Genomic DNA, 13,856 nt, shown 5'->3' on the forward strand with positions numbered 1-13,856 from the left:
AATTACTCGAGAACGATGGGCACGCGCAGCATGCCCTCCTGCGCAACAGTGGCCAGCAGAATGCCATCGCGGCTGAAAATGCTGCCGGTGGCGAGGCCGCGACCGCCCTGCGCGCTCGGTGAATCCTGCACATAGAGCAGCCATTCGTCGACCCGACCGAAACGGTGCCACCACATGGCATGGTCGAGGCTCGCGACCTTGAGGCCGGGGAAGGACCAGGCGACCCCGTGCCGACGCAGGATCGGCTCCATGATCGAGTAATCGCTGGCATAGGCCAGGGCGGCGCGGTGCAGATCGGGGTCGTCGGGCAGAGGAGAAAAAGTCTTCATCCACACGGCTTGCCGGGAGGTGTGCTCACCGTTCACCTTGAGGTAGATCGGTGAGGGAACATGCCGCATATCGAAGGGGCGCTCGCTCGCCCAGTAGCGGGCCACCGAATGATCGATGTGGGCAAGCGAATCGGATGCCGTTGGCAGGGTCTCCGGGTCGGGGATATCCTTTGGCATCTCGATATGGTGCTCCAGGCCCTCATCGGCGTCCTGGAAAGAGGCGATCATCGACAGGATCGGCACGCCGTCCTGGTAGCACTGGGTGCGGCGGGTGGAGAACGACCGGCCGTCGTGAATGCGCTCGACCGAGAACGTGATCGGCTGGTTGACATCGCCGGGGCGCAGAAAATATCCGTGCATGGAGTGCACGTGGCGTTCGTCGGGTACGGTACGCATCGCGGCGACGAGTGACTGGGCCAGCACTTGCCCGCCGAACACACGGCCGAGCGGCATCCATTGGGACGGGCCGGTGAAGATGTCTTCATTGGTGCGGGCACCGGTGTCGGTTAGATCGAGGACGGCCAGAAGGCCTTCCAAGGGCTTGTGCATGCTGCCTCCTCGGGCAAGTTCGCGACCGCGGCACGCGGATGTTTCGTATCTTGGTAGTTTAGGAGATGATGAGCCAGTCATTCACTCTTACCGATTCCCAGTCCCTCAGCGATTTGATCGTGTTTCTTTCACGCTCCGGCCGTGTCCTCGACGGTTCCGTGCGCCTCATGGCGTCCGAGGGCGTTCTCGCGGTGTACACCGCCATTTTCTATCCGCGCGGTCTGCTCGACGCGAGCCCGACCGTTCTGGGGCTGCGCACCTTCGCCCTGACGGAGCCGGTCGACCTCGACAAGGTTGTGCCGGTGCGGTCCCTGCTGGAACGCCTCAAACGCCTCGAGTCCACCGCGCGTGACCTCACCCTGCCGGTCATCGTGACCGTTCCGCTGGAGGTGAACACCGTGACCTGGACCGGCATCTCCCCGCCGAAGGGCGGCTGGGAACCACACGGCCAGACGTCGGCATCGCATCTCGAAGCGGCCGCCAGGGAGGGCATCGACGAGGTTGCCGCCGCCGTACCGGAGGGCACCGGAGAGTTGATCGTCGAACGCGTGCGTTCTGAGGTCTGGGGCCGTCAGGTCGATGGACTCGAATTCGTACCGACGGGGGCCGGTTTCGCCGCCTTCAGTCTGGGCTTTCTTGCCGACGACGAACCGGTGCACCTGTTCGAGTCGGGATTATGGACCCGCCTCAGCACGAGTCGCGGCCACGTTCTGGTGCGACGCAAGCCGTGGACTCTCAAGGCCTGACCCGCTACAGATTGGCGCTGTCGGTCGCGAGTAGGGCAGCCCAGACGTCAGCGCGCGCCGGGAAAGAGCCTAAATCGCGCGCGAGCAGCTGCTCCGCCTGCTGAATGCGCGTGCGCACCGTGTGCCGGTGCACGCCGAGTTGGGCGGCGGCCTCGCCGAAATGCCCGTTGCAGAGCAGCCAGACGCGAAGGGTGAGCAGTAACTCCGTGGAGTGCGCCCGATCGTGCGCCATCACGGGTGCGAGGGTGGCCAGGCCGACCTCACGGGCATCCGTTCTGGCCAGCAGCGCCAGCACACCCTGCCCGGCGACGAGACTGAACTCGGTCACGCCCGGTGCGCTCTCTCGAGCCCGGGTAAGGGCCTGCTGGGCCTGATCGAGGGCGCGGGGAAGTTGGCGGTAGCTGCTCGGCTCAGACACGCCGGCGTGCAGGTCAAAGAGTGCGCACAAATCAGAGAGGATGCCGTGGGCTGTGCGGTCGACACACACCACGATGGTGTCGTCCTGGCGGGCGAAGAACAGCTGCCCGGGGGAGTCCTCGACGCGCAGTTCCAGGTAGTCGGTGATGGCGTCGCGGCGCGGAGCGGGCGCATCGACGACGGCGACGAGCACCGGGGCAGCCGGGAGGGGACCCCACATCTGTCGGGAGATCTGGTCGACCAGAGTGTGATCGCCGACGAGCAGGGTGTTCAAGAGCCCGGAGCGCAATAGCCCCTGGGCACGATCGAGGGCGTTGTTCTGCTCGAGGGCGAGGCCGGCCAGGGCGATGACGCTCGTGACAACTTCGGTGCTGGCTTGGTCGAGGGCGAGGGGGCCGCCGAGGGCGAGCACGCCGCGCAGGTGGTCATGGCCGCCGAGAGTCTGCAGGGTAAGGGTCTCGCCCCCGGCATCAACGGTGCTGCTGGAGCGCGCTCCGCGGGCCAGTAGGCGCCGGGCCTCGTGCTGCACGGTGGCGAGCGCGTCGGGGGCTGCGGAGAGAGTGGCGCGGGGAAAGACCCGGTCGAGGGTTCCGCTCGCATCGAACAGGGCAACCCAGTGACCGAGCTGCGTGGAGAGTTCAGCGAGGGTCGCGCTCAAGCCGTCGGGGCGCAGCGCGGCGAGCGCGATGGCACGCTGTGCCTTGAGGGCCCAGGTGGCACGCGCATACCGATCCTCGGCCACGAGGTCGCCGGCCGCCCGGGCGACGGCAATGAACGGGGTGCGATAGGGCACCTCGAACAGTGGCAGGCCGAGTGCGCGGCAGGCAGCGATCAGCCCGTCCGGCGTGCCATTCCGAACCACTTCGGTGCCGAAACCGAGGGCGGTGATACCGCGTTCACTCAGGCGCCGCACGTACGGGACGTAGTCGGCATCCGCTGCCGGATCACTGCCGAACTGGGTACCGGTTGTGAGCAGTACCTGGTTGTCGGAGAGAAACGGTGTCGGATCGACCAGGTCGGAGCTGTGCACCCACTCGACGGTGCGGTCGAGTGGTGCCGGGCGTGCGGCCGCGTTCTCGCCAGAATCGTTGAGGAGGGTGAGCCCGAGGTTTGTATCAGCGAGCAGGAGGCGCAAATTCGGGAGCATCAGTGCCTTATACAGGTTGGCGAGTAGTTTAGGTCAAACTGTACAGTCTGAATAGAGCGTCGCACCGGGATTCTGCCTAGCATTGCCGCATGAGTGCCGTGGCCGCGGTGCAGCACCTCGTTTCGGATCGGAAACTCTTATGACAGTCGTAGACACTGCTCGCCGCACCAGCACCCCGCTCGGCGGCCCCACGCTGGCTCAGGAACGCAAGCTGGTCACGAGCATCCCCGGACCGAAATCGCGACGCTTGAGCGAACGCAAGGCCCAGGCGGTCTCGGCCGGCGTCGGCATCTCCTTGCCCGTCTACGTGGTAGCCGCCGGCGGAGGAGTGCTCGTCGACGTCGACGGCAACTCCCTGATCGACCTCGGGTCGGGCATCGCCGTGACCGGTGTCGGCAACAGTGCCCCGCGGGTGGTTGCGGCCGTGGCCGCCCAGCTGGCCCAGTTCACGCACACCTGCTTCACCGTGGCGCCCTATGACTCCTACATCGCAGTAGCCGAGGCCCTGAACCGACTCACTCCCGGGGACCACGAGAAGCGCAGCGTGCTGTTCAACTCCGGCGCCGAAGCGGTGGAGAACGCCGTCAAGATTGCCCGGCACTTCACGGGCAAGCAGGCCGTTGTCGCCTTCGACCACGCCTACCACGGCCGCACCAACCTCACCATGGGGCTGACAGCTAAGAACCAGCCATACAAGAACGGTTTCGGTCCCTTCGCTCCCGAGGTGTACCGGGCGCCGATGTCGTATCCCTTGCGCGACGGAGGACTCGACGGTGGGGCAGCCGCGAACCGTGCCATCTCGCAGATCGAGAAACAGGTCGGCGCGAGCAACCTTGCAGCGGTCATCATCGAACCCATTCAGGGCGAGGGCGGTTTCATCGTCCCGGCGCCGGGCTTCCTGGGTACGCTGCTGGCCTGGTGCCGTGCCAACGAGGTCGTGTTTATCGCCGATGAGATTCAGACCGGCTTTGCCCGCACCGGCCACATGTTCGCCTGCGAGCACGAGGGCATTGTGCCCGACCTGATCTGCACCGCCAAGGGCATCGCCGGCGGTCTGCCGTTGTCGGCTGTCACCGGGCGGGCCGACATCATGGATTCGCCACAGGCCGGCGGTCTCGGTGGTACCTACGGCGGCAACCCGCTCGCCTGCGCTGCGGCGCTCGCCACGATTGATACCTATGAGAGCGACCACCTGGTAGAACGCGCCGCCGCCATCGGAACCCTCATGGGTGAGCGCCTCGGCGTGCTCGCCGCGGCCGACCCACGCATCGGCGAGGTGCGCGGCCGCGGCGCCATGATGGCCATCGAGCTCGTCGATCCTGCCACGGGGGAGCCGGATGCCGCGCTCACCGGCCGCGTCATCGCCGCCGCCCACGCAGCGGGCGTCATCCTGCTCGGCTGCGGAACGTACGGCAACGTCATCCGCTTTCTGCCGCCGCTCAGCATTCCCGACGCCTTGCTGCTTGAGGGCCTGCAGGTTCTCGCCGAGGCGCTGGTCGCCGATTCGGCGGCAGTGTGAGCGCCGTGATCGAGGGCGTGACGCCCCCGTGCACCACCGAGCGAAGCGCGGCACTGCTGGCTCGCGTACCCGACCAGCTCTACATCAACGGGCAGTGGGTAGACGGCACCGGAGAGCCGATCGTGGTGACCGACCCTGCCAACGGACGGGTGCTCAAGAAGATTCAGAACGCATCCGTTGCTGATGGTGCCCGTGCGCTCGATGCTGCCGTGGCGGCAGCGGAGTCTTGGGCGGCAACCCCGGCCCGCACGCGCGCCGAGATTCTGCGCCGCGCCTTCGACCTGCTGCAGGAGCGTCGCGACGACTTCGCCACGCTCATGACGCTCGAGATGGGCAAGCCGATCGCCGAAGCCAACGGCGAAGTCAGCTACGGCGGCGAGTTTCTGCGCTGGTTCAGCGAAGAGGCCGTGCGCATCAATGGTCGCTACGGTGCCAATCCGGAGGGTACGGGCACGATGGTCGTCACCCGCCGAGCGGTTGGCCCCTGCTACCTGATCACACCGTGGAATTTTCCACTCGCCATGGCCACCCGCAAGATTGCTCCGGCGCTCGCCGCGGGCTGCACGGTTGTGGTGAAGCCGGCCGAACTGACCCCGCTGACCACCCTGCTGTTCGTGCAGTTGCTGGAGGATGCCGGCGTACCGGCCGGCGTCGTCAACGTCATCACGACGACCCAGTCGCAGGCGGTGTCAGCCCCGATCATCGCCGACCCCCGGCTGCGCAAGCTGAGCTTCACGGGGTCGACCGTCGTTGGCCGTGCCCTGATCGCCCAGGCGGCGCAGAACGTGCTGCGCACCTCGATGGAACTCGGTGGTAACGCCCCCTTCATCGTGTTCGCCGACGCTGATCTCGAGAAGGCCGTCACCGGCGCCATGCTGGCGAAGTTTCGCAATACGGGCCAGGCCTGCACGGCGGCCAATCGGTTCATCGTGCACTCCTCGGTCGCCGAGGAATTCGGACGTCGACTCACCGAGCGGGTGAACGCCCTGGAGGTTGGCCCCGGCATTGACCCCAGGGTGAACTTCGGGCCGCTCGTGAGCGATACCGCCGTCGATAACGTCGATGCCTTCGTGCAGGATGCCCTTGCGCGCGGCGCCACGTTGCTCACCGGGGGCTTCCGCCCCGACGGCCCCGGCTCGTTCTACGCCCCCACCGTGCTGACCGGTGTGAGTGCCGACAGTCGCATGGTGCGGGAAGAAATTTTCGGCCCGGTTGCCGGAATTAGAACCTTCGAAACAGAGGAAGAGGCCATTGAATTGGCAAATGACACCGAATATGGTCTGATCAGTTACGTTTTTACCACCGATATGGACCGTAGACACCGTATGATCGACAGTATCGACACCGGAATGATGGGGCTGAATACCGGCCTCGTTTCCAACGCTGCAGCGCCTTTCGGCGGTGTTAAACAGTCCGGTCTCGGCCGTGAGGGTGGCCTCGAAGGCATCAGCGAATACCTCTCGACCAAGTACACCCTCATTTCCTCGTCCTAATCCCACCCAGCAATACAGGAGCAAGCATGACCACGATTGATCGTGACGTCGTTATTATCGGCGCCGGGGCATCCGGTCTCGCCGCCGCCACCGCATTGCACAAAGCCGGTCTCAGCGTGGCCGTTCTTGAAGCGCGCGACCGCGTCGGCGGGCGCCTGTGGACCGACGAGATCGAGGGCGCCATGCTCGAGATCGGCGGTCAGTGGGTTTCGCCCGACCAGCACGCCCTCAAGGAGACGCTGGCCGAGCTGGGCCTTGCTACCTACCCGCGCTACCGTTCCGGGCGGAACGTCTACATCAACGGTGCCGGCGTGGTCAGCCGGTTTGACGGCGAGATCTTTCCGGTTCCGGAAGGTACCGAGGCGCAGATCGTTGGTCTGATCGAGAAACTCGACGCCCTCGTGGCCGAGATCGACCCGGACAAGCCGTGGGAGCATCCGCTCGCCAAGGAACTCGACGAGGTATCGTTCAGTCGCTGGCTGGAGACGCAGACCGACGATCAGGAAGCCCGCGACAACATCGGCATGTTCATCGCCGGGGCCATGCTCACCAAACCCGCGCACGCGTTCTCCGCGTTGCAGGCGTTGCTCATGGCAGCGAGCGCCGGGTCGTTCAGCAACCTGGTCGACTCCGATTTCATTCTCGACGAGCGCGTCATCGGCGGGCTGCAGCAGGTGCCGCTGCTCTTGGCTGAGAAGCTCGGCGGCGACGTCTACCTCGGGCAGCCGGTGCGCATTCTGGCTTGGAACGACGCGGGTGTCACGGTTGTTGCCGACGGCATGACCGTGTCTGCCCGGCACGCCATTGTGGCTGTTCCGCCGCCCCTGATCAGTCGGATCAGCTTTGTACCGCCGTTGCCGCGCCGGCAGCAGCAGCTGCACCAGCACCTCTCCATGGGCTTTGTGATCAAGGTTCATGCCGTCTACGAGACGCCGTTCTGGCGCGCTGATGATCTCTCCGGCACTGCCTTCAGCCCCTACGAACTGGTGCACGAGGCCTACGACAACACCAACTTCAACGACCCGCGTGGCACCCTCGTGGGTTTCGTCTCCGATGAAGAAGCGGATGCCGTCTTCGCCCTGACCGCCGACGAGCGCAAGGCTCGCATCCTCGAGTCGCTGTCGCACTACTACGGTGAGCAGGCGTTGCACCCGGTCGTGTACTACGAAAGCGACTGGGGCTCCGAAGAGTGGACCCGCGGTGCCTATGCGGCGAGCTTCGACATGGGCGGACTGGTCCGCTACGGCCCCGAACTGCGCAGCACAGTCGGGCCCATCTCCTTCTCCTGCAGCGACATGGCCGGCAAGGGCTACCAGCACGTTGACGGCGCCATCCGGGTCGGGCACGACACCGCAGCGGCGATCATCGCCCTGCGCGTTCCGGCTACCGCGTGAGGTTTCTGGTCGGCTACACCGCCACCCCGTCCGGAGCGGATGCCCTCGCCCTCGGTGTGCGCCTGGCCCGGGCGCCGGGTGCCGAACTTGACATCGTGCTTGTGCTCAATGGGGGAGAGCGTGCGACGCTCACCCCCACCGACCCTGGCTATGACCGGCTCCTGCTCGAAACGGTCGAGGGCTGGCTGGAAGAAGCGCTCACCCTCGTGCCCGCCGGTATTTCGGTGCACACCCACCTCGAACACGCCGACTCTTTCACCCAGGGACTGCTGGCCGCAGCCACCCGGTTGCAGGCGAACCTGATCGTGGTCGGTGCGGCTACCCACGGCCTGCTCGGGCGGTTCGCCATCGGCAGCGTCGCCGGCGGTCTGCTGCACTCCTCCCACGTGCCCGTGGCGCTCGCCCCTGAGGGCAGCCGGGTAATGGGTACCGACGAACCGATCGAACGGGTCACCTGCGCGGTCGGCACCAAACCGGGAGCCGACGGACTGCTGTCGGCCGGCATCCGCCTGGCCCGCACGGTGGATGCGCCGCTTCGGCTGGTCTCCCTCGTCGCGATTGACCGCCCCGGCGCCGACGGGCAGACGATTCAACTGGCCGCCGACCACGCCCAGGCTGTGCTCGACTATGCCACCGAACACCTGATGGACGGGCTCGAGGTCACCGCGAGCGTCGCGTCCGGCAGCAGTATCGAGCACGCCGTGCGCGGCCTGCATTGGCATTCGGCCGAGGTCTGCGTCGTCGGCTCCAGCCGGCTGGCGCAACCCCATCGACTTTTTCTGGGTTCGATCGCGGCCAAAATGCTGCGCGAATTACCGGTGCCACTGATTGTGGTGCCGCGAGATTTCACCGAGAAACCTGATGTCACCGAGTTGGTGGGGAAATAGGAGAGCATGACACTAGAAATCAACGCCAGTGCAGCCGTTGAGAAAGCCACGGGAGGCATCTCCAAGAAGGGCCTGAGCGCCGGATCCGTCGGGCTGGTCGGAGCCGTCATCATCGGCATCTCCTGCATCGCCCCGGCCTACACGCTCACCGGGGCCCTCGGCCCGACCGTGGCCGAGGTCGGTTTGCAACTGCCGGCGATCTTCGTGGCCGGTTTCATCCCCATGCTGCTCGTGGCCCTCGGCTACCGCGAACTGAACAAGGCCATGCCTGACAGCGGCACGAGCTTCACGTGGGCGACCAGGGCCTTCGGTCCGTGGATCGGCTGGATGGCCGGTTGGGGCCTGATCGCTGCGACCGTCGTCGTGCTCAGTAATCTTGCCGGCATCGCGGTCGACTTCTTCTACCTAATGCTCTCGCAGATCTTCGGCAACAGCGCCGAGATCGCGGGGCTCGCCGGCAATCCCCTGATCAACGTCGGCACCTGTCTGTTGTTCATTCTGATTGCCACCTGGATCAGCTACCGGGATATGCAGACCACGCAGAAGGTGCAGTACTGGCTGGTCGGGTTTCAGCTGATCGTGCTGGTGGGCTTTGGCATCATGGCCTTCGTGCACATTGTCAACGGGTCGGCCTTCGACCCGACACCCGTCTCGCTATCGTGGTTCAACCCCTTTGCCGTTACTTCGTTCTCGGCCTTCGCTGCCGGACTGAGCCTGTCAATCTTCATCTTCTGGGGCTGGGACGTCACCCTGACAATGTCGGAAGAGACGAAGGGCTCCCGGTCGACACCCGGCCGTGCCGCGACCCTGACCGTGATCATTGTCATGGTGCTCTACCTGTTCGTCGCCATAGCGGCCGTCTCCTTTGCCGGCGTCGGCGGCGTCGGCGTTGGGCTCGGCAACCCGGAGATTCAGGGCAACGTGTTCTTCGCCCTCGCCGGTCCCGCACTCGGTCCGTTCGCCGTACTCATGTCCATCGCCGTGCTGTCCAGCTCGGCCGCTTCGTTGCAGTCCACCTTCGTGTCGCCAGCACGCACCCTGCTCGCAATGGGCCACTACGGCGCCCTGCCGCCGGCCTACGCCAAGGTGAGCCCGCGATTCTTCACCCCCGGGTATGCCACCATCGCCTCCGCTGTCGTAGCTGCCGGTTTCTACACGATCATGCGCTTCGTCAGCGAAGACGTGCTCTGGGACACCATCACGACCCTCGGCATGATGATCTGCTTCTACTACGGCCTGACCGCTTTCGCCTGCGTCTGGTACTTTCGCCGCCAGTGGTTCGCCACCGTGCGGAACGCCTTCTTCACCTTCGTGTTTCCGCTGATCGGCGGCATCATTCTCTCGGTGCTGTTCTGCACGACCCTCGTTGACAGCATGGATCCGAACTACGGCAGCGGCTCCGAGATCTTCGGTTTGGGCCTGGTCTTCGTGCTCGGCATGGCGATTCTGCTGATCGGCGTCGTCATCATGATCGTGCAGTCCCGGGTGCGCCCGGCGTTTTTCCGCGGCGAGACGCTCAGCCTGGCCGCGCCGCGCTACGGCGAGCCCGAGGAGTAGCCGAGCTGCGGCATCCGCTTATTGAAAGCGGATGCCGCGGGGTTCGCGGCACCCATTAGCGCTCGCGGCACTCGTTGGTAGGGGTGCCCCGAACGGTAATGGGTGCAGCGAGCCCGTCGCGTCCGGTACGGCAACTCCAGGGCGGCGGGCTCGAGTCCTTTAAGCTGTGGGCATGCCCACACTGTTGCATCTTGATTCGTCCGCAGACCTCACGACATCCCGTTCGCGCGCGATTACCGCTACCTTCGCGGATACCTGGCGCAGTCTCGGCGCAGATCACACCGTCGTTTATCGTGACTTGCACCGCGAACCGCTGCCGCACCTGACGGATGCCGCGCTACATTTTCCGCCCCGGCTGCGCCCGAAGGGTGCCAGCCCGAGCACGGAGCAGGAGGCGCTGCAGCTACAACTCATCGCGGAATTGGTCGCGGCCGACGTGCTGCTGATCGGTGTTCCGCTCTACAACTACTCGATGCCGTCGACCTTGAAGGCGTGGATCGACTACATCCACCTGCCGGCGGTGACTGCTCCGTTTGACGATCCCACCACCCAGCAGCCGCTGGCCGGTCGCCCGGCCGTGCTCGTGTCGACTCGAGGCGGGGTCTATGACTCGGGAACTTCCACCGAGTTTGACGATCACGCGCTTCCCGCTCTAACTCTCATTTTGGCCAACGCCCTCGGAATGACGCTCGAGACAATCGTGGCCACCCGCACGCTCAGCGAACGATTCGGCGCCCCCGCTGACGAGGTCGCCAAGCAACACCGGGAACTGGCCGCCGCCCACGAGTCCGCTGCCCAGGCCGCTCGTCGCCTCGGCTGACCCGCGCTGCCTGGAGTGGGCGATCACCAATGTGGCGCTGAGTCGGTGTAAAGTCCAGCAATGTCGTCGCAAATTCAGCAGAGAATGGCAATTGAGCGTATTCGCACGTCCGCGGTGTTGTGGCTGGTGTTCGGCGGCGTGAGCACCCTGCTTGCAATCAGTCAAGTAGCGGCCTCGTTTGGATCGGGGGAACGGCGAATGATCATCATCCTGAACGTTGCGATCGCGGCCGGCTGGGTCATCCTCGGTCTGTTCAATTTGCGGCGCTACCGGCGGGAGATCAAGGCCTTCACGACGGAACACGGTGTGGACGCAGGAATACGCTACAAGTGAAGGCGCCGCAGGCGGACGGTTCGACGGGCACCGCTAGGCTCGGGTAATGGATGTCACTCTGGTGCCGATCAGTTCCGCGCGGGACCGGGACGCACTGATTCGCTTTCTCACGGAGAACGATTTTCCGTTTCATGTAGGCACTCGGCTGACCGTGCAGGACGCTCAGGAACGGATCGCTGGCGGACGCTTCGAGGGGCCGGATCATGCGGGTTTCTGGATTGATGCCGGTACGGCCGGCCGCGTCGGCTACGCGGTGCTGGACGATCTGGCCGACAACGCCCCACTTTTTGATTTGCGCCTGGCCACGCAGTATCGCGGGCAAGGACTCGGTGTCCCGGTACTCAGGGCCTTGACGAACTATGTATTCACGCACATTCCTGAGGCAAGCCGGTTTGAAGGAAACACTCGATCGGACAATATCGCCATGCGGAAGTCGTTCCGTCGTGCAGGGTTCATTCAAGAGGCCTGCTACCGAGACGGATGGCCCGTCTCCGGCGCCGCCCCGATGGCCTCCGTCGCCTATGCGATCTTGCGTCGTGATTGGGAATCTGGGACGACCACGCCGCTTGAGTGGGATGATCCCGCCGGACTGTGAACGGCGGGGCGGCGGCATCCGCTGTTTCTCACTGCGCTCAGGGCGAAACCAGCGCCATTTGAGTGGCTGGTGCGATTGAATGGGCGCTATGACGCGCACACTCATTCTTGGCGGGACGGGCTGGCTCGGTCGCGAGATAGCTGAGCAGTTGGTTGCCCTTGGCGAGGACGTAACGTGCCTTGCTCGAGGTAAGTCTGGATCGACCCCCGGCGGTGTGACGTTTATTAGATCTGACCGGCAAACACCGGGAGCCTACGACCTGGTCGCAGGCGTCGCCTGGGATGAAATCATCGAGCTCGCCTACGAGCCTGACCTCATCACCGGTGCGCTCGAAGCCTTGGCCGGCAGCACGCAGCATTGGACGCTGGTCTCCTCCGTCTCGGTGTATGCCAGTAACGCTGATCCGGGAGCCGATGAAGACGCCGTCCTTGTCGATGCATTCGACCTTGATGACTATGCGCAGGCCAAAGTCGCCGCCGAGCACGTCACAGCCGAGGCAGTTGGCGACCGCCTGCTCATCGCGAGACCGGGTCTCATCGCGGGGCCAGGTGACACGAGCGACCGTTTTGGCTATTGGGTCTCGCGACTCGCCCTGGCCGCACACGAAGCCGTTCTCGTGCCGGACGTCCATGATCGTTCCGTACAGTTCATCGATGTTCGAGACTTGGCGGCGTGGCTAATCGGTGCCGCGCATCGCGGCCTCACTGGCAGTTACAACGCCGTTGGCCGCGAACGCGATCTCTCCACGATTCTGCTGGCCGCCGCACGGGTGGCCGGTCATACTGGCAACCTCATTTCGGTCGACGATGACTGGCTGATCGAACACAACGTCAACTATTGGGCCGGACCCCGCTCGCTGCCCTTATGGCTTCCCCGTAGTGACTCCGCCTTTGCGAGGCGCAGCCGCAGCCGATTCGTCGCCGCTGGCGGAACCGAGCGAAACCTAAAGGATATTCTCGACGATGTTCTTGCGGACGAACGATCACGCGGACTCGGCAGGGAGCGCCGGTCAGGTCTCACTCGCGAGGAAGAAGGCCTCCTGCTGAATGAAATCGCACGGCAGATGGCGAGTGAGGACGGCGGCGTTGGTGATCGGTCAGTGCAGTCTTAACTCGAAATTGAGCCTCGCACTAGTCGATAGACGCCCGTTCGCGGTTTCTTCCAATCGTGATCGAACCGTGCGGGAGGGTTAGTCGCGCTTGAGTTGCCCCAGCTCTGCCCCGGCCGCATCCAGTAGCCGTAGCACTCCATCATCGACGCTGGTCAATCTGGCCTGCGCCACCCAATACGGCACCGCGGCCCCTTCACACGCTATCAAGGTCGAGGCGCCGGCCGTGGACAGGAGAGCTCCGTGCCCGTCGGCGGCCCAACGGCCCTGGCCGCCATTGCAGCCGTCGGACCCAGTCCACGTTCCGTCCGCTGCGAAAAATACGTGCGAATCGGATGTGCCGCTGGGAGAAACCGGGACCCAACGTCCGACCAAGTCGTCGGAGGATGCCGGGGTGAATTCTGGCGGCAGAGAGGCTGGTTGTCGCAACGTCTCGCGCATCGCCGCGGTGATGACGGGCGGTTGGGTGTAGAACTCGGCTGCAGTCGGGATCGCGTCGGGATTGCCGTCGATGGTGAGGGTGGCGACCACCGCGCCGTTCGCATCGGTGAGTTCCCAGCTCGCACCGGCGGCCCGATACCCCGTGACAGATTCGAGCCACGCCACTCGCGGCAGGGTCGCTCCCGTAACGCACTCACCGCTGGCGCCGTACGTCGAAGCAAGAAAAAGGCTTTCGGTTGCCCGCCACGAACCGTCGATCATTCCGCAGTCTCGCCAGAGTTGGAACGCCGGCGCCTCCAACCGCAACCAGGTATCGGGTTTCTCGTCTGCTGCGCCCGAGACGCGCCAGATGTTGACTAGTCCAATCGCGGCAGATTCCGCGCCGCCAGGAGGGCTGGCCGGGAGCGGTGAATCTGGGGTGGGATCAACCTGTCCACGCGGGGCCTGCGCACAGGCCGTCACCGCGAGCAAGAACACGGCCGCCAGGGTCGCTACCACACGCCCGCCTGGTCGTTTCGTTG

At 65.0% G+C, this 13,856-nt stretch carries 13 protein-coding genes; 10 read left to right on the forward strand and 3 right to left on the reverse strand.

The genetic code is table 11. The features are described 5' to 3' along the window. Positions 1-2: 2 nt before the first annotated feature. Entirely contained in the window at positions 3-878 is an 876-nt protein-coding gene (locus E3T39_RS02015) for an acyl-CoA thioesterase (protein ID WP_134513082.1), read from the reverse strand. 68 nt (positions 879-946) lie between these two features. Between E3T39_RS02015 and E3T39_RS02020 the strand changes: the two genes are divergently transcribed. After that, positions 947-1,624 (forward strand): DUF8185 domain-containing protein, encoded by a 678-nt coding sequence (locus E3T39_RS02020; RefSeq protein WP_134513276.1) that lies wholly within the window; start codon positions 947-949, stop codon positions 1,622-1,624. A gap of 4 nt (positions 1,625-1,628) precedes the next feature. On the opposite strand, the gene E3T39_RS02025 is transcribed toward E3T39_RS02020, so the two are convergent. Further along, positions 1,629-3,188: a PucR family transcriptional regulator gene (locus E3T39_RS02025; RefSeq protein WP_134513083.1), complete on the reverse strand. Its 1,560-nt coding sequence runs from the start codon at positions 3,186-3,188 to the stop codon at positions 1,629-1,631. A 139-nt stretch (positions 3,189-3,327) separates the two neighbouring features. Here E3T39_RS02025 and gabT point away from each other — a divergent pair, with 139 nt between their 5' ends. The 9 genes from gabT to E3T39_RS02070 all read left to right on the forward strand — a co-directional run bounded on the left by gabT (position 3,328) and on the right by E3T39_RS02070 (position 12,897). Next, on the forward strand, positions 3,328-4,707 hold the full coding sequence (gene gabT / locus E3T39_RS02030; protein WP_134513084.1) for a 4-aminobutyrate--2-oxoglutarate transaminase: 1,380 nt from the start codon (positions 3,328-3,330) through the stop codon (positions 4,705-4,707). Further along, on the forward strand, positions 4,704-6,200 hold the full coding sequence (locus E3T39_RS02035) for an NAD-dependent succinate-semialdehyde dehydrogenase (RefSeq protein ID WP_241979458.1): 1,497 nt from the start codon (positions 4,704-4,706) through the stop codon (positions 6,198-6,200). The genes gabT and E3T39_RS02035 overlap by 4 nt, the downstream gene beginning before the upstream one ends. Positions 6,201-6,226: 26 nt before the next feature. Then, the gene (locus E3T39_RS02040) at positions 6,227-7,594 is read left to right on the forward strand and encodes a flavin monoamine oxidase family protein (RefSeq protein ID WP_166784009.1); all 1,368 of its coding nucleotides are present in this window, start codon (positions 6,227-6,229) and stop codon (positions 7,592-7,594) included. Continuing rightward, entirely contained in the window at positions 7,591-8,481 is an 891-nt protein-coding gene (locus E3T39_RS02045; RefSeq protein WP_134513086.1) for a universal stress protein, read from the forward strand. Before E3T39_RS02040 ends, E3T39_RS02045 begins: the two co-directional genes overlap by 4 nt. Positions 8,482-8,487: 6 nt before the next feature. Then, positions 8,488-10,038: an APC family permease gene (locus tag E3T39_RS02050; protein WP_134513087.1), complete on the forward strand. Its 1,551-nt coding sequence runs from the start codon at positions 8,488-8,490 to the stop codon at positions 10,036-10,038. A gap of 172 nt (positions 10,039-10,210) precedes the next feature. Then, complete coding sequence (locus E3T39_RS02055) at positions 10,211-10,858, forward strand: FMN-dependent NADH-azoreductase (protein WP_134513088.1); 648 nt, start codon at positions 10,211-10,213, stop codon at positions 10,856-10,858. 60 nt (positions 10,859-10,918) lie between these two features. After that, the gene (locus E3T39_RS02060) at positions 10,919-11,191 is read left to right on the forward strand and encodes a hypothetical protein (RefSeq protein ID WP_134513089.1); all 273 of its coding nucleotides are present in this window, start codon (positions 10,919-10,921) and stop codon (positions 11,189-11,191) included. A 46-nt stretch (positions 11,192-11,237) separates the two neighbouring features. Beyond that, entirely contained in the window at positions 11,238-11,786 is a 549-nt protein-coding gene (locus E3T39_RS02065) for a GNAT family N-acetyltransferase (protein WP_134513090.1), read from the forward strand. Between the two features lie 88 nt (positions 11,787-11,874). After that, positions 11,875-12,897 (forward strand): NAD-dependent epimerase/dehydratase family protein, encoded by a 1,023-nt coding sequence (locus E3T39_RS02070; RefSeq protein WP_134513091.1) that lies wholly within the window; start codon positions 11,875-11,877, stop codon positions 12,895-12,897. Between the two features lie 78 nt (positions 12,898-12,975). On the opposite strand, the gene E3T39_RS02075 is transcribed toward E3T39_RS02070, so the two are convergent. Continuing rightward, entirely contained in the window at positions 12,976-13,833 is an 858-nt protein-coding gene (locus E3T39_RS02075) for an META domain-containing protein (protein ID WP_166784010.1), read from the reverse strand. Positions 13,834-13,856: the final 23 nt, after the last annotated feature.

The organism is Cryobacterium suzukii (assembly GCF_004403185.1).
Taxonomy (GTDB): domain Bacteria; phylum Actinomycetota; class Actinomycetes; order Actinomycetales; family Microbacteriaceae; genus Cryobacterium; species Cryobacterium suzukii.

What these genes read in the sequence shown, in the direction of transcription:
- gabT (WP_134513084.1), top strand. Translation starts at nt 3,328, where the DNA reads ATGACAGTCGTAGACACTGCTCGCCGCACCAGCACCCCGCTCGGCGGC.
- E3T39_RS02050 (WP_134513087.1), top strand. Translation starts at nt 8,488, where the DNA reads ATGACACTAGAAATCAACGCCAGTGCAGCCGTTGAGAAAGCCACGGGA.
- E3T39_RS02015 (WP_134513082.1), bottom strand. Translation starts at nt 878, where the DNA reads ATGCACAAGCCCTTGGAAGGCCTTCTGGCCGTCCTCGATCTAACCGAC.
- E3T39_RS02020 (WP_134513276.1), top strand. Translation starts at nt 947, where the DNA reads ATGAGCCAGTCATTCACTCTTACCGATTCCCAGTCCCTCAGCGATTTG.
- E3T39_RS02040 (WP_166784009.1), top strand. Translation starts at nt 6,227, where the DNA reads ATGACCACGATTGATCGTGACGTCGTTATTATCGGCGCCGGGGCATCC.
- E3T39_RS02055 (WP_134513088.1), top strand. Translation starts at nt 10,211, where the DNA reads ATGCCCACACTGTTGCATCTTGATTCGTCCGCAGACCTCACGACATCC.
- E3T39_RS02060 (WP_134513089.1), top strand. Translation starts at nt 10,919, where the DNA reads ATGTCGTCGCAAATTCAGCAGAGAATGGCAATTGAGCGTATTCGCACG.
- E3T39_RS02025 (WP_134513083.1), bottom strand. Translation starts at nt 3,188, where the DNA reads ATGCTCCCGAATTTGCGCCTCCTGCTCGCTGATACAAACCTCGGGCTC.
- E3T39_RS02065 (WP_134513090.1), top strand. Translation starts at nt 11,238, where the DNA reads ATGGATGTCACTCTGGTGCCGATCAGTTCCGCGCGGGACCGGGACGCA.
- E3T39_RS02070 (WP_134513091.1), top strand. Translation starts at nt 11,875, where the DNA reads ATGACGCGCACACTCATTCTTGGCGGGACGGGCTGGCTCGGTCGCGAG.